Genomic DNA, 20,854 nt, shown 5'->3' on the forward strand with positions numbered 1-20,854 from the left:
AACAGCTGGCCGCGGCAACGCCGCGTGGCAACGCTAATGTTCCGCTTGGTAACTTAACGTGGGAGAAGTAGAGAGACTGTGACACAGGGGCGAAAAAGCAACGCAAATACAGCTGATTAGTTACGACGTAGATACTCTCGCAGATATGGTGTTGGCCGTTACGGGATTCCTGTACACGGTCCCGTGGTGAAACTATGCGGCAAGTAAGGGTAACCACCATCTACCCTGAACCGCACCGAGGACCGCGGCAATCAGAACCACTGCAACACTTAAATTTTCGTGTGCGGTCAATCTTGTCTTCGTACCAATCGTGGGCGTTAGCGGCTGTTGCGGTGGCGAGACACATTGCCATGAAGATCAATCTTCGCATCGCAGTCCTCGAGTATTTGGCAGGCGCTGCTCGATCAGGCGGCCGGCTCGCATCTTGCGGAGGGTGACGCGCCAACATTTGCGGTCGAGCGTTCGCAGTCGTTCGCCGGCGCCGGGACCCGCTTAACCGCGCGTTTTGGCTTTCGGGTCTGGCGCGCTTTCCGCCGGATTAGCGGCCAATTTGGCGGATCGCCGATCCGTTCCCAACAGGGATTTCTTTTTTCTCGCCGGCAACTCATCGCGATCGCCTTCAGAATCTGCCCGGCCATGCTTTGCGGCAATCGCATAGTCGGCTCTGTTTGTTCGATAGTCTTTTTTCTGCACAGTTATCTCCCGATTCAGAAGATTAACGCGGCATAGCGCCAGGCAGTTCCGGAGGTTGCTAATATGCGAGACAGCGCGCTTCGCTCTAGCGGGGGCGGCTCAGCGGCTTGGTTGCGTTGGGGGGACTGGCAGCTAGAGGCCGCTGGGCCTGACCAGCGAGCGTTGGGGGTGGTCGCCTGGCTAGCAAATACATGTGCTCAAGCTAATGGAATCGAAACATGCAAACGAAGTACGTGGCGGAGTGCTTCGGCCGATGTCACAACGACGACGCGCTTTTCCCCATCAAAGGCTTCAAGCAACAACTCGAACTCCCCACCGGTTCCCTCTTTGCCAGTCCCCATGTTGCTTCCGTGTCGCATGGACCCTAGCGGTAGTCGCCGGAACCCTTGGAAATCAACGGCGGTCAGTTGCAACATGACCCGACATGAAATCCTCAGACGCGCACATTGCGTTTGCATAAGGAATTGACTTTACTTGGAAAACCGATGGTACCGTTGGCTGGGATCGAACCAGCGACCTCCGGATCCACAATCCGGCGCTCTAACCATCTGAGCTACAACGGCACGTTTGCCCGAGCGGGAGCGAGATGGAACGTTCATTCTCCGGGCCCGCTGTGTCGTTCGGCGATGCGTCCATACGGGCTATCGGAGTTTAATTCAAGGCTTTTGGCCGCGCATGACCCCGAAAATCAGAATCGATTTTCGGAAAGGATCATGCGCAAAATCCAAAGTTCTACAGCGTCCTTTGCGCGTCCAAGAGGACGCGCGGCGCTGTAAGCAAAGAGCGCTCCGGCATCGACATCAGATTTCGCCGGGCAAAGAAAAAGGCCGGCGGGAGGAGGTGCCGGCCTTTTCCTGTTACGAGCCAGCGGGAGGAGGTGCTGGCTGGTCACCCCGGAGAGCAGAGGGAGGAGGTTCCACCCGCCGGGTATTCGCTTGACCACTATATCTCACATGATCCTGTTCGAAGAAATGCGACCTTTTGTTGCATCTTCGAGATATGCGCAAATATTAGGCGGCCTTGATTTCGCTCATCGCCTTCTCGAAGGCGGTCTTGATCGGCTTGGAGACATCCTCGGCCGCCTTCGAGGCGACGGTCTGGAAATCCTTTGCCTGCTCGACGGTCATCTCGACGCGCTTGCGCAGGAATGCGGTCTGCAGTTCAACGACCTCCGACAGCGACTTGGCGCCGATCAGCGCTTCGAAATGCAAAAGGCCGGCTTCGGTATTGGCGCGCAGAGCGGCGATGGTTTTGAGCGACAGGTCGTTGGAAACGGTCTTGGCGGTCTCAAAGGTCGACTCCAGGGCCTTCTGGGTCTCTTCGGCGCCGGTCTTCAGCTTGGCATAAGCCTCTTTCGACTGCTCGACGCCCTTTTCGGCGAAAGCGCGGATCTGGTCGGTGGCTTTGGAAGCGTCGAAGCTAGGGAATTCGACACTTTCAGCGGTCTTGGTCCTGGACATTTTCCATCCTTTGCAGCGGCAGCGGCTTCGACAGAAAGCCGTCTCGTTCATGTATGATGGCAATATAAAGGCAAATTTTGTGCATTGCAACATCTTTGTTGCAGCGCACCATACAATTTCTCTCCCAGCGTTAACCACGAGCCCAGAGATTCCGGCGGTTGCACGCTATGGCTTGTGGACCTTCGCGCCGTCGGCTTTTATTAACAAAGCGTTAACCGCAAACTGCCGCTCTGTGAGGGTTCCCAAAGCGCATGCCGTCCGAAAACTACTCCTTCCTCGACGTCGCCGTGCTCGACGCGGTCCGCCAGCGCTTTGCCGCCGGCGATGCGATCGCCCTTCTGTCGGCAGACCTCGAACAGGTGATCTGGGCCAATGGACCAGGGGCAGCGGTGTTCGGCTACCCCGACATCGAGGCCATCATCGGCCCCTCGACAGGCTTGCCGCTGATCGCCAGGCGCCAGATCATGGCGACAAGCGGTTTTCCGCAGATCGGCCGCGACCGCGCCATCACGGTGCGGCTGGCAACCGGCCTGACCAGCCGCGCGGTTGGCTTTCTGGCCAGCGCGGTGACAATGCCTGACGGCGAAAACGCGATCATGCTGGCTGTGCCGGCGGCGCAGACCGGCTCGCGCAGCGCTGCCGAGATTGCCGCACGGGCCATCAGCGGCTTTACCGAAGACGGTCATTACATCGCCTTCGTCGACGCCAAGGGCAACATCGAGGCCGCTTCCGACGGTTTTTCGGCGCTCGGCATCCTGCCCGAAACGCTGGCAGCGCTTGTGGCCGATGTGGCGCACGAGAGCGACCGCATCGTCAAACGCCTCGTTCCAGGCGGCACCACTTCCTATCCGGCCGGCCTCGCCCGGCTGACGGACGAGCGGCACCTGCTGGTGGTGATCGACGAGGACCAGCTTGACTCCGAAGAAGCCCCTGCTGGCGAGCGCAGCGCGGGGATGGAAACCGCTACCGGTGCGGCGGCGGCTGATGCCGCAGTTCGGCCAAAAGCAGGACAGGACAACGCGCCGGCAACAGTCGCGAAGACGGATGCGGCAGCGCAGACAATCCCGGCAGCCGGCGAAGACACATCGGTGTCGGCGGAGCACGAGATTCCTGGTTCGACTGGGCCCGATTCGACCGGACCTGATTCAACCGAGCAGGGTCCGGAAGCGGCCGGCGGAATGCCTCCACAGCATGACCATTGGTACTTCAGCGCCAGCGAGGATGAGGCGCAAAAGCAGGGACCGGATGCGTCCGGACATGTCGAGGCGGATGCTTCGGCGGAAAGTTCCGCACAGGATGCCATCAGGGCCACCTCCCCGACTGAGCGTGCCATCCCCTCGATCGACCGCGCGGCGGCGCCCCTGCGTTTCGTCTGGCGCACCGACGCCGAAGGCAGGTTTAGTGCGCTGTCGCCGGAATTCGCGGAACTCGTCGGCAAGCCTGCCGCCGATGTGATCGGCCGGCGCTTCAGGGACGTCGCGGCCACCTTCGATCTCGATGCGTCCGGCGAGATCGCCGGCCTGCTCGACCGACGCGACACCTGGTCCGGCCGCTCCGTCCTGTGGCCGGTTGCCGGCACCGATTTCAAGATACCCGTCGACCTGGCGGCGCTGCCCGTCTACGGCCGCAGCCGTGCCTTCGAGGGTTTTCGCGGCTTCGGCGTTGCCCGCACCAGCGATGCAGTGGCCGATCCCGAAGCGATCGGCATGGCGCTTGTCCCCAATGCCGAGGCCACCGCAGCCGTCGAGCCGGATGTCGCCGAAACGCCTGACGAAACCGACCCGTTCCAGGGCGAGGTGCCGGCACTGACCATCGTGCCGAAGCCGGAGCGGCGCTTTGCCGACAAGGTGATCCGGTTGGCGGAGCACAGGCAGCCGGCCAACGACAAAGGCCTGTCGACGCTGGAACGCAGTGCATTCCGTGAGATCGGCGAGCGGCTCAAGAAGGACAATCCCCCGACCGAACAGCCCGATGCTGCAATACCGGCTGCGGCGGAACCGACCGAAACCGATGTCGAAGACGAGAAGGATGTCGCAAGGCTCGACGGCGAGCAGCCGGAAGCAACCGTGTCCGACAAGTCAGGCTCGTTGCTCGACTATGCCGACCGGGATTATGTCGCCGATAATAGTGACGGTGTGCCGGTTTCGGAGCCGGACAAGGCGGCGCAGGAAATCACTGGACCCACCGACACGGGCAGTCGATCGACCGCCGCCGAAGACGACGACAGCATGACGGCTGCCGATTTCCGTGACGCAGAAGACAACGAGGATTGGGCGTCGTTCGATGACGACGAAACCCGTTCGTCAACCGATCACATCGGCGATGCCGGCGACTTGGAGCCGGCGCCGATCGAGCTGCCGCGCCTGCAGGTGCCGCCGCTCAAGCTCGAAGGCTTCGTGCCATCGGCTTTTTCGGCCGCAGATGACAGCAAGGCTCCGGATATCTCGATCCTCGGCAAGCTGCCGGTGCCCCTGCTCATCCATTCCGGCGACGATCTTCACTATGCGAATGAGGAATTCCTCAGCCTGACCGGCTATGACACGCTCGACGATCTGGAGGATGCCGGTGGCCTCGGCGCGTTGTTTGCCGATCCTTACGACGACAGCGCCTCCGACGGAACCGATCACGCGCTGCGGTTGAAGACGCATGACGGTCAGGAGTTCCCGATCGAGGCCATTCTGCGTTCGGTTCCGTGGCGTGGCGGCAAGGCGCTGATGCTGGTCGTGCGCCGTTCCGGCGACGAGGCAGCAGCCATTCTGCATGGCGCCGCCGACGACCAGACGCAGCCGGACACTTCCGAGCTCAAGGCACGCATCGCCGAGATGCGCACCATCATCGACACCGCGACTGACGGCGTCGTGCTGATCGGCCGAGACGGAACGATCCGCTCGATCAGCCGCCCGGCGGAAGCGCTGTTCGGTTTCGACAGCGACGAGGTGACCGGCAAGCCCTTCGTCTCGCTGTTCGCGATCGAAAGCCAGCGCGCCGCGCGAGACTATCTCGACGGACTGTCCGAGCCCGGCGTGGCGAGCGTGCTCAACGACGGCCGCGAGGTGATCGGACGCGAGGCGCAGGGGCGTTTCATTCCGCTGTTCATGACCATCGGCAGCCTGCCCAACGACAGCGGCTTCTGCGCGGTGGTGCGCGACATCACCCAGTGGAAGCGGGCCGAAGAGGACCTGACCCAGGCGCGCGCCGTGGCCGAGCGCGCCTCCTCGCAGAAGACCGACTTCCTCGCCCGCATCAGCCACGAGATCCGCACCCCGCTCAACGCCATCATCGGGTTTTCCGAGCTGATGGTCGACGAGAAATTCGGGCCGGTCGCCAATGACCGCTACCGCGACTATCTGCGCGACATCAACCGGTCGGGCAACCATGTGCTCGACCTGGTCAACGACCTGCTCGACATTTCGAAGATCGAGGCCGGCCAGCAGGAGATGGCCTATGAGGCGGTGTCGCTCAACGACACGCTGGCCGAGACGGTGGCGATGATGCAGCCGCAAGCCAACCGCGAACGTGTCATCATCCGCTCCAGCTTCGCCTCACGGCTGCCGGAAGTGGTGGCCGATCTGCGCAGCGTGCGCCAGATCGCGCTGAACATCCTGTCGAATGCCATCCGCTACACGCAGGCCGGCGGCCAGGTGATCGTATCGACAGCTTACGAGATCTCCGGCGACGTCGTGATGCGCGTGCGCGACACCGGCATCGGCATGAGCCAGCCCGAGATCGAGCAGGCGCTCAAGCCGTTCAAGCAGATCAACGCGCTGAAGCGCGGGCGCGGCGACGGCACCGGCCTCGGGCTGCCGCTGACCAAGGCCATGGTCGAGGCGAACCGGGCCCGGTTCACCATCAACTCGACGCCCGGCGAGGGCACTCTGGTCGAAGTCGCTTTCCCGTCGACCCGCGTGCTCGCGGATTAGAGCTGCGGACTCTCAGTCGTCCGTATCGCCGCTCTATCTTTTGTTTGAGCATCGGATTTTCCCAAAACCGGTCCCCACTTTTGGGTCCGATGCTCCAAAAGAAAAGGCGTCCAACAGGACGCCTTGAATGATTGGATTGCTGTTACAACGGGGCTTGAGCGAATTCAGATCCTCTGGGGATTTCGAGGAACGGGATTTCTCCCTCAAGTTACGCACGACTATCGATGCCGGCCCTTAACAAAACCTTACCGGCGCCGCGAAAAATTTACCAATGTGTACCACTCATGAAATCTAGGTAAATTCGAGCGAGATATTTCGTTAACCATGCTTGGCCGGGCCTATCAAGTCGAATAGCGCTGCCGGCCTGTTGGCTCAGTCGGCCAGTTCCGGCAGGTCGCGGAACAGCTCGAGCGCTTCGGGATTGGCCAGCGCCTCCTTGTTCTTGACAGCGCGGCCATGCACCATGTCGCGCACCGCGAGTTCGGTGATCTTGCCCGATTTGGTGCGTGGAATGTCGGCGACGGCGACGATTTTAGCCGGCACGTGGCGGGGGCTCGCGCCGCTGCGGATTTTCGCGCGGATGTGTTTTTCCAGCTCCGCGTCGAGCTGCACCCCCGCAGCCAGCCGCACGAACAGCACGACCCGCACGTCGTTGTCGAAATCCTGGCCGATGCACAGCGCTTCCAGGATTTCCGGCATCTGCTCGACCTGATTGTAGATCTCCGCCGTGCCGATCCGCACTCCGCCCGGGTTGAGCGTCGCGTCGGAGCGGCCATGGATGATCAGGCCGCCATGGGCGGTCCATTCGGCGAAGTCGCCGTGGCACCAGACATTGTCGAAGCGCTCGAAATAGGCGGCGTGGTATTTATTGCCTTCGGGATCGTTCCAGAAGCCGATCGGCATCGCCGGAAACGCCTTGGTGCAGACGAGCTCACCCTTCTGCTGCCGGAGCGGGTGACCGTCGTCATCCCAGACATCGACGGCGAGGCCGAGGCCAGGCCCCTGTATCTCTCCGGTCCATACCGGTTCGGTCGGTACGCCGAGCACGAAGCAGGAGACGATATCGGTGCCGCCGGAGATCGAGGCGAGATGCACGTCCTTCTTGATGCCGTCATAGACGAAGCGGAAGTCCTCGGGCGACAGTGGCGAGCCGGTGGAGGAGATCGTGCGCACGCTGGAAAGGTCATGCGTTTTGATCGGTCTGAGGCCGGCCTTGCGCACGGAATCGATGAATTTGGCCGAGGTGCCGAAATAGGTCATCTTCTCAGCGTCGGCAAAATCGAACAGCACGTTGCCGTCGGGATAGAAGGGCGACCCGTCATAAAGCAGAAGGGTTGCGCCCGACGCCAGGCCGGACACCAGCCAGTTCCACATCATCCAGCCGCAAGTGGTGAAATAAAAGAAGCGATCTCCGTCGAGCAGGCCGGCGTGGAGCCGTTCCTCCTTGACATGCTGGATCAGCGTTCCGCCGGCCGAATGGACGATGCATTTGGGGATGCCGGTCGTTCCGGAAGAAAACAGGATGTAGAGCGGATGCGCGAACGGCAACCGTTCGAAGTTAACAGGCTTGGCGGCCAAGGATGAGAGCGCCTCGTCCAGCGCAATCGCCTTCTCGATAGTCGCCGCCACATCGGTCGACGTGCCGAGATAGTCGACGATCAGGATCTTGCCGACGGTGGGGAGCTTTGCCGCAACGGCCGCGATCTTGTCGGCAACCTCGATCGCCTTGCCATTGTACCAGTAACCGTCGGGCGCGATGAAGACGACAGGCTCGATCTGGCCGAACCGGTCCAGCACGCCCTGTTCGCCGAAATCAGGAGAGCAGGACGACCAGACGGCGCCGATTGAGGCTGTCGCCAGCATTGCCGCAACCGTCTCCGGCATGTTGGGCATCATGGCGGCGATGCGGTCGCCCTCTTTCACCCCGAGCGACAGGAAAAACTGCTGCAGCCGCGAGGTCAGCGCATGCAGCTCATTCCAGGAGAGCCGGCGCTCGACCTTGTCCTCGCCGCGAAAGACGATGGCGTCACCGAGCCCGGTTTTCTTCAACAGGTTTTCCGCGAAGTTCAGCTTCGCGTCGGGAAAAAAAACGGCGCCCGGCATCTTCTCGCCATCGACAAGCACGCGCTCGCCGCCACTGATCCCGCCATCGGCGCCCTTGTCGCCCACAATCCCGCAAAAGTCCCACACCAGGCTCCAGAATGCCTCGCGATCGTCGATCGACCAACGATGTAGATCGGCGTAGGAGGAGAAATCCTTACCGGTTGCGGCCGCGGCGGCCTGCATGAAGGCAGTCATCGGCGCGGCGTCGACCTGGTCTTTCGTCGGTGCCCAGAGCGGTGCCATGATCGTTCCTCCTTAACGCACGTCACGTTTGAAGAGTTCACGCGACGCGCCTTAGACTTTTGTTTTTATGCCTGTCGTTATCCCAAAAGGTTGCGCATTTTGGCGACGGATCGCTTATGCATATCGCGGCGCAGCAGAGCAAGATTTTGTTCGGCCGAGCGACGCGGATGTGCGCAAATGCCATCGCCGGGCCATAAAGACTTGAAATGCGTCAGCCCTAAGTCGTAGTGACGACTGGGGTTACACCCGTCGGGCGATTTTGGTCGGAACGGAAGCAAACGGGCGACATGTCATCACCTTTGATCCGGCGCGGAATATGGGCGATCGGCGTTGCCGTGCTCGTCATCGCGCTGGCCGTTGCGGCCCTGCCGCTCGTCGCCTCCACCCGTATCGTGCGCGACCGCATCGCCTGGGAAATGAGTGCATGGAGCGGTTTCAGGGTCACCATCGACGGCGCCCCGCGGATCGAGGTCTGGCCGAATTTCCGGGCCATCCTGACCGACGTGACGCTTTCGCAATGGACAGAAACCGACGCGCCGCCTGTGATCGAGGCCGAACGGGTCGAGGTCAATCTCTCAGCTATGGCGGCGTTGCGTGGCGATGTGGTGTTCTCGACGGCGCGGCTGATCCGGCCGACGATCAGGGTTCAACGCGCAGCACATGGGCTTTTCCTGCCCGCCCTGCCTTCAGGCGGGCGCATCACGCGTTCCATCGACATCGCCCGCGCCGTCGTCAGCGCCAATCCAGCCAAGCCGGACCTGAGCAAGCTGCCGGCTGATCCGTTCGGCACCGTAGAGTTCAGGAACGGCCGCGTGGTGACCTCGGTCGATGGCAAGGACGCCGAGGTACTGAGCAGCCTGAGTGGACAGGCGAACTGGGCCGCAATGAACAGCAATGCGACGCTGTCGGCGACCGGGATCTGGCGTGGCGAAAGCGTCGCCGTGGATGCCGCATCGTCGAACCCGCTGGTGCTGTTTGGGGGCGGTGCGGCGCCGATGACGCTTTCCTTCAAGGCGGCCCCTGCCAGTTTTTCCTTCGACGGCGTGGCCAGCATGTCCGAGAACGCCTATTTCGACGGCCAGGCGAAATTCGCCGCACCTTCACTCAGGCGCGTGCTCGAATGGTCGCGGGCCGGCATCGCGCCGGGCGCGGCAATCGGCTCGGTTTCCGTTTCCAGCAAGGTCACGGCGACCTCCGGCCGCATTAAGTTCGAAAACACCGAGATCGCTCTGGACGACAATCCGGGAATGGGTGCGCTGGACTTCTCCTTTGGCGAGGCGCGGCCGGTGATCGCCGGTACGCTCGCCTTCGAGACGCTCGACTTGCGGTCGTTTCTCTCCGCCTTCACACCCCTGGCGCCTACGGACGGCGCTGGCCCAGGCGAAATCGACATTAGCGTCGCCGACCGGATCGATCTCGATCTCAGACTGTCGGCAGCGCAGGCCACCGCAGGCACCATCCAGCTTGCCGACGTCGCCGCCGCCGCCCAGGTCAAGAACGGTCTTGCCGTCTTCGATATTTCCGATGCATCGGCCTTTGGCGGCAACATCCAGAGCAGTCTTCGTTTCGACCGCAAGCCGGGAGGCACGCAGGTCGAGATCAGGCTGCTCGCCTCCGACATCGATGGCGGGGCTTTTGGCACCGCAGCCGGAATGACGCGACTGGTGCCGATCGGCACGGGAACCGTTTCGGTCATCCTCAAGGGGCCGGGCAGAACCTGGGATTCCATTTTCGAAAACGCCGACGGCTCGGTTTCGGCGAAATTCGGCCAGGGCGCGTTGAGCCGGTTCAACCTGGAGGCGTTTTTCAAACACAACGAACAGGGCGGGTTCTTCGCGCTCGACGATGTCTCCGACGGAACGCTGCCGATCGACGGGGCCGAACTCAAGGCGAGCATCTCGAACGGTGTGGCGAAGATCGACAAGGCCGAAGCGAATTCGGCGAAGTACAAGATCTGGCTTTCCGGCATCGCCTCCTATGCCGGGCGCGGGCTAGCGCTGTCCGGCGGCATCATTCAGGCGGACCAGCCAGCCACGCAGACAAATAACCAGGGTCCCAACCAGTCTTCGTTCTTCGTCGGCGGAACGTGGAGCACGCCGTTCATTTCGCCGATAAGCCGCGGGGTTTCCGGCGAGTAGGCCACGAGGCTGCTGCGGTCCGTCGTCGGAAGTGCTTCCTGCCGGCTTTTGCTGCTGCCGCCCCTTTCGTCACCCGCGCTGCGCGGCCTGCTCGTCGCGCTGGCGCTGCACCTCGCGACGCTTGTTGGCGAGCGACGCGATGATGACCCCGACCGCCACGACCGCGATCAGGATGGTGCAGGCGGCGTTGATCTCCGGCGTCACGCCGAGACGAACCTGGCTGTAGATCTTCATCGGCAGCGTGGTGGCGCCGGGCCCTGAGGTGAAGCTGGCGATGACCAGATCGTCGAGCGACAATGTGAACGCCAGCATCCAGCCAGATACGATCGCCGGCATGATGACCGGCAATGTGATCTGGAAGAAGGTCTTCACCGGCGGCGCGCCAAGGTCCATCGCGGCCTCTTCCAGCGAGCGGTCGAACGTGATCAGGCGCGACTGCACGACGACGGCGACGAAGCACATGGTCAGGGTGATGTGGGCAAGCGTGACGGTGAGAAAGCCGCGGTCGAGCCCGACGGCGACGAAGAGCAGCAGCAGCGACAGGCCGGTGATGACTTCCGGCATGACCAGCGGCGCAAAGACCATGCCGGAAAACAGCATTCGGCCCTTGAAGCGCGTGTAGCGCGTCAAGGTGAGAGCCGCCAGCGTGCCGAGCACGGTCGCCACTGTGGCCGAGATGACGGCGACGCGGGCCGTTACCCAGGTGGCGTCCATGAGGCCCTGGTTGTGGAACAGCGAGACGTACCATTTGGTCGAGAAGCCGCCCCAGACGGTGACCAGTTTCGATTCGTTGAAGGAGAAGACGACGAGCAGGACGATCGGCAGGTAAAGAAAGGCAAAGCCGAGCACGATCGAAATGATGTTGAAGCGGCTCCAGGTGACGTTCATGGGTTACCGATCCTGTTCCTGGGCGCGGGCCTGGGCCCGCTGGAAGAGCATGATCGGCACGATCAGCAGCAACAGCAGGATGACGGCGACGGCCGACGACACCGGCCAGTCGCGATTGGCAAAGAACTCGTTCCACAGCGTCTTACCGATCATCAGCGTCTGCGAGCCGCCGAGCAGGTCGGGAATGACGAACTCGCCGACGGCGGGAATAAACACCAGAAGGCAGCCGGCGATGACGCCGGGCAGCGATAGCGGAAAGGTGATCTTCCAGAAGGCGCTGGTCGGCGGGCAGCCGAGGTCCTTGGCCGCCTCGATCAGCGAATAATCCATTTTCTCGAGGGCGGAATAAAGCGGCAGCACCATGAATGGCAGATAGGAATAAACGATGCCGATGAAGATCGCCGTGTAGGTGTTGAGGATGATCAGCGGCTGGCTGATGACGCCGGTGGCGAGCAGCAGCTGGTTGAGCAGCCCCTCAGGCTTGAGGATGCCGATCCAGGCGTAGACGCGGATCAGGAATGAGGTCCAGAACGGCAGGATCACCAGCATCAGCAAAGTCGGGCGCAGCGTCGCCGGCGCGCGGGCCATGCCATAGGCGATCGGGTAGCCGACAAGCAATGTCAGCACCGTCGAAATGGCGGCGACGATGACGCTCGTCACATAGGCGTTGACGTAGAGCGCGTCCTGCGTCAGCCACGTGTAGTTATCGATGCTGAGCTGTTTCAGCTGGGCGAAAAAACCGGAAAGGCCATCACCGAAGCCAAGAACCGGCGTGTAGGGCGGTATAGCGATCGCCGTCTGCGACAGCGAAATCTTGAAGACGATGACGAACGGAATGAGGAAGAAGAAGACCAGCCAGAGATACGGAATGATGATGACAAGACGGCCAACGAGGGCCTCTCCCAGTCTGGTCAGGGCGGATTTTCCCGCAGCGGCGGCCCGAGAGCTTGCTGCGGCGGTGACAGCGGCATTCGACATGACTGCCCCTATCGCGTCAGCACGACGCCGGCGTCCGGCCTGAACGACACCCAGGCACGGTCGTTCCAGCTCAGCGGATCCTCGGTGATGCGGGCCGCGTTCATCGTGCTGGCCCGCACCACGTGGCCGTCGTCCAGCCTGACGTGATAGACGGTCATGTCGCCGAGATAGGCGATATCGTAGACCTCGCCCTCGATGGCGTTGACGGCACCGGCCGGTCTCCTCGACGATATCTTGATCTTCTCGGGCCTGATGGCGAAGGCGACTGCCTCGCCGGTAGCCGCATCGCCGGTATTGTCCGTCCGGATGGTGATGCCGTTGCCCGCGTCGATGCTTGCAGCGCCGGCCTCGCCATGCGCAATCTTGCCTTCGAACATGTTGACGTTGCCGACAAAGCCGGCGACGAAACGGGAGCCTGGCGCCTCGTAGACTTCCGCCGGCGTCGCTACCTGCATCACCTCGCCCTTGTCGATAATGGCGATACGGTCGGCCATGGTCATCGCCTCTTCCTGGTCGTGGGTGACGACGACGAAGGTAAGGCCGAGTGACTGCTGCAGATCCATCAACTCGAACTGCGTTTCCTCGCGCAGCTTCTTGTCCAGCGCGCCAAGCGGCTCGTCGAGCAGCAGGACCTTCGGCCTTTTGGCGACCGAGCGGGCGAGCGCGACGCGCTGGCGCTGACCTCCGGACAATTGGTGCGGCTTGCGCTTGGCGAACTGCTCGAGCTTGACCAGCTTCAGCATCTCTCCAACGCGCGCTGCAATGTGGGGCTTCGGCATGCCGTCCTGCTTGAGGCCGAAGGCGATGTTGTTCTCGACCGTCATATGCGGGAACAACGCGTAGGACTGGAACATCATGTTGACCGGCCGCCGGTATGGCGGGATGCCGCGCAAATCCTGGCCATCGAGCAGGATGCGGCCGGCGGTCGGCTCCTCGAAGCCGGCGAGCATCCGCAAAAGCGTCGATTTTCCACAGCCCGACGCCCCGAGCAGGGCAAAAAACTCGCGCTCGAATATGGTCAGCGACAAATTGTTGACGGCGATGAAGTCACCGAACTTCTTGGTGACCTTGTCGAACCGGATGTACGGCTTGGCGCTCGGGTCATTCCACGGCGCGAAATCCCTGCGGATGCTGCCAAGCGATTTCATATCCCACTCCGTCCTGCGTTCTATCCCCAGAAGACCTGACCCCGGCAGCACCTGCCGGGGTCGTCGATTGTCGCTTACTGCCCGGTGACGATCTTGGTCCAGGTGCGGGTGACGACACGCTGGGTCTTGGAATCGTAGGGGGCGATGGTGAACAACTTCGCCAGCGTCGCCTCGTCCGGGTAGATCGCCGGATCCTCGAGTATCTCCTTGTCGATGAACTGCTGCGATGCCTTGTTGCCGTTGGCGTAGAAGACGTAGTTGCTCGACTTGGCGATCACGTCCGGCTTCATCATGTAATTCAGGAATTCATGCGCCTCGGCGACATGCGGCGCGTCGGCCGGGATCGCCATCTGGTCGAACCACATTTCGGCACCTTCCTTCGGCACGGAATAGCTGATCTCGACGCCACGGTTGGCCTCCGTCGCACGGTCGCGCGCCTGGAACACGTCGCCCGACCAGCCGACGGCCAGGCAGATGTCGCCATTGGCCAGGGCGTTGATATATTCCGACGAGTGGAACTTGCGGATGTAAGGCCTGATCTTCAGCATCAGTTCTTCCGCCTTGGCGAAATCGTCCGGCGACGTGGTTTCGGGATCGATGCCCAGATATTTGAAGGCGTTCGGGAGGATGTCGCTCGGAGAATCGAGGACATAGACGCCGCAATCCTTCAGCTTGGCCAGCTTTTCCGGGTTGAAGAACACGTCCCAGCTATCGATCTTGTCGGTGCCGAGCGCTTCCTGCACTTTCTTGACGTTGTAGCCGAGGCCGACCGTGCCCCACATGTAGTTGATCGAATATTCGTTGCCGGGATCGTACTTGGCTGTGCGCTCCGAAACGATGTCCCACATGTTGGAAATGTTGGGCAGCTTAGACTTGTCGAGCTTCTGGAACACACCTGCCTGGATCTGGCGTGCGAGGAAATTGGCTGTCGGCACGACGACGTCGTAGCCGCTGCCGCCGGCAAGCAGTTTTGTCTCCAGGAGCTCGTTGGAATCGAAGGTATCATAGGTGACCTTGATGCCCGTTTCCTTGGTGAAATCCTCGATGATCGAGCTGTCGATGTAATCCGACCAGTTATAGACGTTGACGACGCGATCCTGGGCATGAGCGCCGAGGGTGAAAAGCGTCAGAAATGCCGAGGTCGCCGAAAGCCAGAACGCTTTGCGGGTCATGCGTGTCTCCTTTGATGAGTGTTCCATCGCCAGCTCGTCGCGGGGCTGCGCGGCTGGGCGTTTGCTTCAGATTATTGGGCTTTCCGACAAGCGACAAGCGCGAACCGCCGACACCTTGGTGGTTCGATGTGCAGTGGCCGAGCTCCCCATTCCCATGTCGTGATTCAGGTGGCATTCCGGCGCCGTCAAAGGCTCTCGCCACGGCGCGGGCAGGGATACGACGATGTTGTCCGGTCTCGGTCGGGCCGGAGGGGAGACTTGGCAAGATGAGCCTGTCTTGTTGTTGCCGTATTGGCAGCCTGCCCGCGCGGCTGCGCCATTGTCAATGGCTCATCTCGCTTTGGCGTGCGCTGCAATCAATTAGGCGACGGCGTGCCGGTGACACCCGGCCGCACAGGCCGCGCATGACGCTTGAATTCGAGCCCGATATGGACGAGCAGCGCCGTGACCACGACTGTGCCGCCAATGATGGTGCGAACCGACGGCACCTCGGAATGGATGAGCCAGACCCAGATCGGGCCGAGGATCGGCTCGAAAGTGCCGAGCAGTGCTGCGACCGCCGCCGGAACAAGTCGGGCGCCGGTCGCGAAGAAGGCAAGGCCGAGACCCAGATTGACCACGCCGAATGCAAACAGGAAGCCCATGTCGCTGCTGGAAACGTCGAATTGCGATGCCTGGGACGCCGCGAATGCGGCGGCAAGCATCGTGCCGAGGCAGGTCGCCGGCGTCATGCGCACATGGGCAAGGCGCCGCGTGATGACGGTGGCGATCGAAAACATCACGGCGATGAGCAGCGCCAAGCCGTCGCCGATGGGCGACACGGCGCCATCGAGCGATTCCGATACCATGATGGCAACGCCGGCAATGACGGCGGCAATCGCCACCCAGGTCGCCAAGGCGACCCGTTCGCGAAACAGCACCCAGGCAAACAGCGCCGCCAGGAGCGGCACGCCGGCCTGCATCAAAAGGATGTTGGCGACGGTGGTGTAGGCGAGCGCCACGACGAATGAGGTCGATGCGGTGGCGAAGCAGAACGCCACGGCAAGGCCGGGCAGGCCCATGCCGCGAAACAACCTCACCGTGCCGTGCCAGCCGTCGCGCCAGACCATGAAGCAGATCAGGAAGGCGGCGGCCCAGACCGAGCGCCAGAACACCACCGTCCAGCTGTCGCCGGCGTCGATGAAGCGGGCGATGGCGCCGCCGAAACTCCACATCAGCGCCGACAGGAATATCAGCAGGAAGCCGACACGCTCCTCACGCAGCGAGACGGCAGGCGAAACGGCTGTCGGTGATGATGATGTATCGGTCATGATTGCGACTGTCGGCGATTTCAGGGCGGCACGATACACAGCGGACGACAGAAACGTGCCGCATTCGCCTAGCGCAAAGGCAATGCCGGGGCGTGATCCACCGAACGGCGACAGTTGTGGCAAAGACGGCAGGTCGCGGTCTCACTGGAAATCGAATGCGCTTAATCCAGTCACCATTTCGTCGAGGCCGAGCGGGCGCGTCACCGGCGGCTCGGCGCGCGCGAGGCAGCCGATGCGTTCGCACAGCCGGCAGGCCGGGCCTATCGGCGTGGCCGGATTGATGCCCTGTCCGGCTTTTCCGGTCGCTGCGGCAGCCGGCCCCGGCAGTGCCGCGCCGTAGACGATCTCGTCACGAAAGCCGATGTCGCAGCCCAGCAGAAGTGCAGTACGGCGCGGGCGCTCCGAAAACGAGCCTTGCGGCCCTTCGAGCGTGCGGGCGACGCAGAGGAACTCGGCGCCGTCGGGCATTTCCACCGCCTCGACGAAAATCTGGCCGGGCTGGGTAAAGGCGGCATGCACGGGAAGCTTCGGACAGCCGCCGCCGAAGCGGCTTTGCGGAAAACCCTGGCTGCCCGCCTTGCGGAAGCGGTTGCCAGCATTGTCGACCTCAAGCAAGAAGAACGGCACGCCCGGGATGCCCGGCCGCTGCAGCATGGTCAGGCGGTTCGCCGCCTGCTCGAAAGAGACGCCGAAACGCGAGCGCAGCACGTCGATGTCGTAACGGGCGCGTATCGCCGCCGCGTGAAAAGATTGATAGGGCATCATCAGCGCATGGGCGGCGTAGCGGCCAAGCTCGAAGCGGGCGAGCCGGCGGGCCTCATCCGTGGTCAGCTTCAGCGCCTGGATCTCGCCTGCCACCGCCACCGTCATGCGGATCAGGCAGGCCTCCATCGCCACCTCGCGCAACTGGTCGAACGGCGACAGGCGCTCGGACAGAAACAGACGTTGCGAGTGGCGGTCGTAGCGGCGGCGCCAGTTCGGCATGGTGGCGACCGGCAGCACCTTGACGACGATGCCGTATTCGCGCTTAAGCCAGGTCTTCAGCGCACCGAGCAGATCGTCGCCGGGATCGAGCACCGACGTGAATGCCTCGGCCTCCTCTTCGAGCGCGGCAAAGTGGTTCGGCCGGCGCTCGAAAATCTCGTGCACCTCGTCAATCGGCAAGCGGGCGCCGGAGAGTGCCGTCGCTTTGCCCTCACGCGCGAGAAGCTCGTTGAGGTCGGAAAGGCGCTCGGCCTGCTCGCGATAGGCGCGAAACAGTTTTATCACCGCGGCGGAAGCGTTGGGCGCCGCCTCGGCAAGCTCGATCAGCTCCTGGTCACCAGGCAATTCGCCGACCAGCAGCGGATCTGAAAACACTTCCTTCAAGGCGCCGACCGACCCCCTCGCCTCGCCCTGCAATTCATGCGGGTCGACCTTGTAGACAGATGCCAGCTTCAGGATCAGCTGGACCGTCAGGGGCCGCTGGTTTCGCTCGATGAGATTGAGGTAGGACGGCGAGATGCCGAGCCCTTCGGCCATCGCAGTCTGGGTCAGGCCCTTGGCGCTGCGGATGCGGCGAATGCGCGGCCCGGCGAAGATCTTCTGATCGGCCACTCGACTGTCCTTGACAGAAATTTACATGACTTCTGCACGGCGATGCATGCCGGCGTTTTACAATCGTGACAAATTTACAGCGCCTGGCTGTCAAACGCAACACAGGTTTTCTCTTATTTCCTCGGCAATCCTCTGGTTTTCCTCGCCTGTTTCGCGCCGAAATGTAAATGCTGTCACACCAAAACGGCACGGAATTCTCCCTAAGGCGGCGTTTCCATCCAAGCAGCTATTTACCCGGAGTGACCAAATGACCGATTTTTACAACCTCGTCCCCTCGGCGCCGGAAGGCCGCTTCGACGGCGTCGAGCGGCCCTATTCGCCGGGCGACGTGAAGCGGCTGCGCGGTTCGGTCCAGATCCGGCAGAGCCTCGCCGAAATGGGCGCCAACCGGCTCTGGAAGCTCATCCACGAGGAGGACTTCGTCAACGCGCTCGGCGCCATGTCGGGCAACCAGGCGATGCAGCAGGTCCGGGCCGGGCTGAAGGCGATCTACCTGTCTGGATGGCAGGTCGCCGCCGACGCCAACACCGCATCCGCCATGTATCCGGACCAGTCGCTTTATCCCGCCAATGCGGCGCCCGAACTGGTCAAGCGCATCAACCGTACCCTGCAGCGCGCCGACCAGATCGAGACCTCCGAAGGCAAGGGGCTTTCGGTCGACACCTGGTTCGCGCCTGTAGTCGCCGATGCGGAAGCCGGCTTCGGCGGACCGCTCAATGCCTTCGAGATCATGAAGGCCTTCATCGAGGCGGGTGCCGCCGGCGTCCACTACGAGGACCAGCTGGCGTCGGAGAAGAAATGCGGCCATCTCGGCGGCAAGGTGCTGATCCCGACCGCCGCACACATCCGCAACCTCAACGCCGCGCGACTTGCTGCCGACGTCATGGGCACGCCGACGCTGGTCGTCGCGCGCACCGACGCGGAAGCGGCAAAACTGCTCACCTCCGACATCGACGAGCGCGACCAGCCCTTCGTCGACTATGGAGCCGGCCGCACGGTGGAGGGTTTCTATCACGTCAGGAACGGCATCGAACCTTGCATCGCGCGGGCCATCGCCTACGCGCCGTACGCCGACCTGATCTGGTGCGAAACCTCCAAGCCCGATCTGGCGCAGGCCAAGAAGTTCGCCGAGGGCGTGCACAGGCACCATCCCGGGAAGCTTCTCGCCTATAATTGCTCGCCGTCGTTCAACTGGAAGAAGAACCTCGACGATGCCACGATCGCCAGGTTCCAGAAGGAACTCGGCGCCATGGGCTACAAGTTCCAGTTCATCACGCTGGCCGGTTTCCACCAGCTCAATTTCGGCATGTTCGAACTCGCCCGCGGCTACAAGGCGCGGCAGATGGCTGCTTATTCCGAACTGCAGGAGGCTGAATTCGCGGCGGAAGCCCACGGCTACACCGCGACCAAGCACCAGCGCGAAGTCGGCACCGGCTATTTCGACGCCGTGTCGATGGCGATCACCGGTGGCCGATCTTCGACCACGGCCATGCATGAATCGACCGAGCACGCCCAGTTCAAACCGGCGGCGGAATAGCAGCAACGCAACAAAATAGAGGAACGCCCCCAAAGGGGGATAAAATACGCTGAAGGAGAAGACCAATGGCATCGATAAGCCGCGTCAAGGAACGGGCCGAAGAACAGGCCACCACCATGAACGTCGACCAGCAAGCGACCATCCGCATGCTGGCGAATGACCTGCACAGGCTCAACCAGTCGGTGATGAAGGCTGTCGAGGCCGGTGTGTCAGTGGAGCTCGTGCGCTCGGCACGGCACCATGGCGGCGACGGAAACTGGGGCGATCTGCTGATCCCGGTGATCGTTACGCAGCGGAGCCTCGGCTGACCGAAATCCGACCAAAGCCTGTCGGTGGATCCGGCATTACCTGCGCAGTCTCTGCGCAGGTAATCTGCATTTGCATGACCAGTTTGCATATGGGCCCAAAACAGAACTTGCTTTAAATTTTAACGTTTATTGCGATATTCTGGATATCCGCCATTTCAGCTTGACATAGGCAGCGATCTCACTGCAATTGTCTCTAAAGTTTCAACCCTGCATTGAAACCAGACGAGTGCCCGTCCCGCTCATGCGCCCCGTGAACCGCGATACCAAGACCGTAAACCAGCTGACTTTGGGGAGCCGCAATGTGGACCCCGAGATGCTCACGGACTTCACCCGCGTGCTCGTCGTCGGGAAATCGCCGGTCAACCGGGTGGTGGTTTCGAAAATCGTCGAACGATCCGGGCTCAAACCGATCTCGGAATCGCCCGAAACGGCAGCAACGACGTTGCGATCGCTCATTCCCGGAGCTGTCGTCCTCGATGGCGGAGCGGACAACAAGGACTGCGACGCGCTGATGTCCGGTATCGACGCGCTGCGACGCACCTCGGGCAGGTCGCTTCCCTCGGTGATCCTGCTTTCGACCAAGACCGGCACACCGGAGAGCCTCGGCCTGTCGAGCGTCGTCGATGCGGTGGTCGTCAAACCGATCACGACCGAACGGCTGCAGCCGGTGATCGACCACCTGATCGGGCTCGGACGTAACTAGCCAGCATCCGATCCGGCTGACACGCCCTTCCTCGCTTCTCGCGATCGGATCTGGATATCTTTATGTCAGTATGTGACCGCCTCACGGCGAACCCAGTCCGATGTCCTTTTGCAATTGCGACGCATCTGGGATAGCACATTCGAACAAATCCGCAGGCATGTTCCGACTTCGCGACATGGCTGTCGATATTGGCGGATCATGACATGTCCTCAGAACAGACCATCGCCGCGCTTTGCAGGAAACTCGGACTGCGTATCACCGGTCCGCGCCGCGTCATCATGCGCGTTCTATCCGAATCCAGCGACCATCCGGATGCGGTGGAACTCCATCGCCGTGTTGTCGCCATCGAGCCGACGATCGCGCTCGCCACTGTCTATCGCACCCTCAGCCTTCTGCGCGAAAAGGGCATTCTGGAGCGGCACACCTTTGGCGATGGGCGCGCCAGATACGAAACCGTCCCCCGTGAGCATCACGATCATCTCATCAACATCGAGACGGGAGACGTCGTCGAATTCCAGTCGGCGGAGATCGAGCGGCTCCAAGAGGAAATCGCTCGACAGCACGGGTTCACGATCATCAGCCACAGACTGGAGATCTACGTGAAACCGATCCAGAAAACGCGACGCTCTCGTCAATCCGGAGAATGACCGCCCGTTT

15 protein-coding genes and 1 tRNA gene are annotated in these 20,854 nt (G+C 62.0%); 6 read left to right on the forward strand and 10 right to left on the reverse strand.

Annotated features, from left to right (window positions below; genetic code table 11):
* Positions 1–492 precede the first annotated feature (492 nt).
* From NKH36_RS10075 to NKH36_RS10085, 3 genes are all read right to left on the reverse strand, one after another.
* Positions 493–693 carry a hypothetical protein gene (locus NKH36_RS10075; RefSeq protein WP_352957735.1) on the reverse strand — a complete coding sequence of 67 codons (201 nt, stop codon included), beginning with the start codon at positions 691–693 and terminating at the stop codon, positions 493–495.
* 486 nt (positions 694–1,179) lie between these two features.
* Positions 1,180–1,256, reverse strand: a tRNA-His gene (locus tag NKH36_RS10080).
* A gap of 447 nt (positions 1,257–1,703) precedes the next feature.
* On the reverse strand, positions 1,704–2,153 hold the full coding sequence (locus NKH36_RS10085) for a phasin (RefSeq protein ID WP_352957737.1): 450 nt from the start codon (positions 2,151–2,153) through the stop codon (positions 1,704–1,706).
* A gap of 251 nt (positions 2,154–2,404) precedes the next feature.
* Here NKH36_RS10085 and NKH36_RS10090 point away from each other — a divergent pair, with 251 nt between their 5' ends.
* The gene (locus tag NKH36_RS10090; protein ID WP_352957738.1) at positions 2,405–6,073 is read left to right on the forward strand and encodes a PAS domain S-box protein; all 3,669 of its coding nucleotides are present in this window, start codon (positions 2,405–2,407) and stop codon (positions 6,071–6,073) included.
* 372 nt (positions 6,074–6,445) lie between these two features.
* Here NKH36_RS10090 and NKH36_RS10095 read toward each other — a convergent pair whose 3' ends face one another.
* On the reverse strand, positions 6,446–8,419 hold the full coding sequence (locus NKH36_RS10095; protein WP_352957740.1) for an acetoacetate--CoA ligase: 1,974 nt from the start codon (positions 8,417–8,419) through the stop codon (positions 6,446–6,448).
* 287 nt (positions 8,420–8,706) lie between these two features.
* On the opposite strand from NKH36_RS10095, the gene NKH36_RS10100 reads away from it, so the two are divergent.
* Positions 8,707–10,557 (forward strand): AsmA family protein, encoded by a 1,851-nt coding sequence (locus NKH36_RS10100; protein ID WP_352957742.1) that lies wholly within the window; start codon positions 8,707–8,709, stop codon positions 10,555–10,557.
* Positions 10,558–10,626: 69 nt separating this feature from the next.
* On the opposite strand, the gene NKH36_RS10105 is transcribed toward NKH36_RS10100, so the two are convergent.
* The 6 genes from NKH36_RS10105 to NKH36_RS10130 all read right to left on the reverse strand — a co-directional run bounded on the left by NKH36_RS10105 (position 10,627) and on the right by NKH36_RS10130 (position 17,649).
* Positions 10,627–11,445: an ABC transporter permease gene (locus tag NKH36_RS10105; protein WP_352957744.1), complete on the reverse strand. Its 819-nt coding sequence runs from the start codon at positions 11,443–11,445 to the stop codon at positions 10,627–10,629.
* Positions 11,446–11,448: 3 nt separating this feature from the next.
* Positions 11,449–12,423, reverse strand: a complete 975-nt coding sequence (locus NKH36_RS10110; RefSeq protein ID WP_352957746.1) for an ABC transporter permease subunit — start codon at positions 12,421–12,423, stop codon at positions 11,449–11,451.
* 8 nt (positions 12,424–12,431) lie between these two features.
* The gene (locus NKH36_RS10115; RefSeq protein WP_352957748.1) at positions 12,432–13,571 is read right to left on the reverse strand and encodes an ABC transporter ATP-binding protein; all 1,140 of its coding nucleotides are present in this window, start codon (positions 13,569–13,571) and stop codon (positions 12,432–12,434) included.
* Between the two features lie 74 nt (positions 13,572–13,645).
* Positions 13,646–14,743, reverse strand: coding sequence for a polyamine ABC transporter substrate-binding protein (locus NKH36_RS10120; protein WP_352957750.1), 1,098 nt, complete (start codon positions 14,741–14,743; stop codon positions 13,646–13,648).
* A 356-nt stretch (positions 14,744–15,099) separates the two neighbouring features.
* Positions 15,100–16,053: a DMT family transporter gene (locus NKH36_RS10125; protein WP_352957752.1), complete on the reverse strand. Its 954-nt coding sequence runs from the start codon at positions 16,051–16,053 to the stop codon at positions 15,100–15,102.
* Positions 16,054–16,194: 141 nt separating this feature from the next.
* Positions 16,195–17,649, reverse strand: a complete 1,455-nt coding sequence (locus tag NKH36_RS10130; RefSeq protein ID WP_352957754.1) for a helix-turn-helix domain-containing protein — start codon at positions 17,647–17,649, stop codon at positions 16,195–16,197.
* A 247-nt stretch (positions 17,650–17,896) separates the two neighbouring features.
* On the opposite strand from NKH36_RS10130, the gene aceA reads away from it, so the two are divergent.
* The 4 genes from aceA (at position 17,897) to NKH36_RS10150 (ending at position 20,844) form a co-directional block, all read left to right on the forward strand.
* On the forward strand, positions 17,897–19,186 hold the full coding sequence (aceA, locus tag NKH36_RS10135; protein WP_352961610.1) for an isocitrate lyase: 1,290 nt from the start codon (positions 17,897–17,899) through the stop codon (positions 19,184–19,186).
* A gap of 65 nt (positions 19,187–19,251) precedes the next feature.
* A complete protein-coding gene (locus tag NKH36_RS10140; protein WP_126043653.1) occupies positions 19,252–19,494 on the forward strand; it encodes an SMc00767 family acetate metabolism repressor in 243 nt (80 codons plus the stop codon).
* Between the two features lie 241 nt (positions 19,495–19,735).
* Complete coding sequence (locus tag NKH36_RS10145; RefSeq protein WP_352957846.1) at positions 19,736–20,197, forward strand: response regulator; 462 nt, start codon at positions 19,736–19,738, stop codon at positions 20,195–20,197.
* Between the two features lie 203 nt (positions 20,198–20,400).
* Positions 20,401–20,844 carry a Fur family transcriptional regulator gene (locus tag NKH36_RS10150; protein ID WP_352957758.1) on the forward strand — a complete coding sequence of 148 codons (444 nt, stop codon included), beginning with the start codon at positions 20,401–20,403 and terminating at the stop codon, positions 20,842–20,844.
* The last annotated feature ends 10 nt before the right edge of the window (positions 20,845–20,854 follow it).

Source organism: Mesorhizobium sp. M1312 (assembly GCF_040318115.1).
GTDB lineage: Bacteria > Pseudomonadota > Alphaproteobacteria > Rhizobiales > Rhizobiaceae > Mesorhizobium.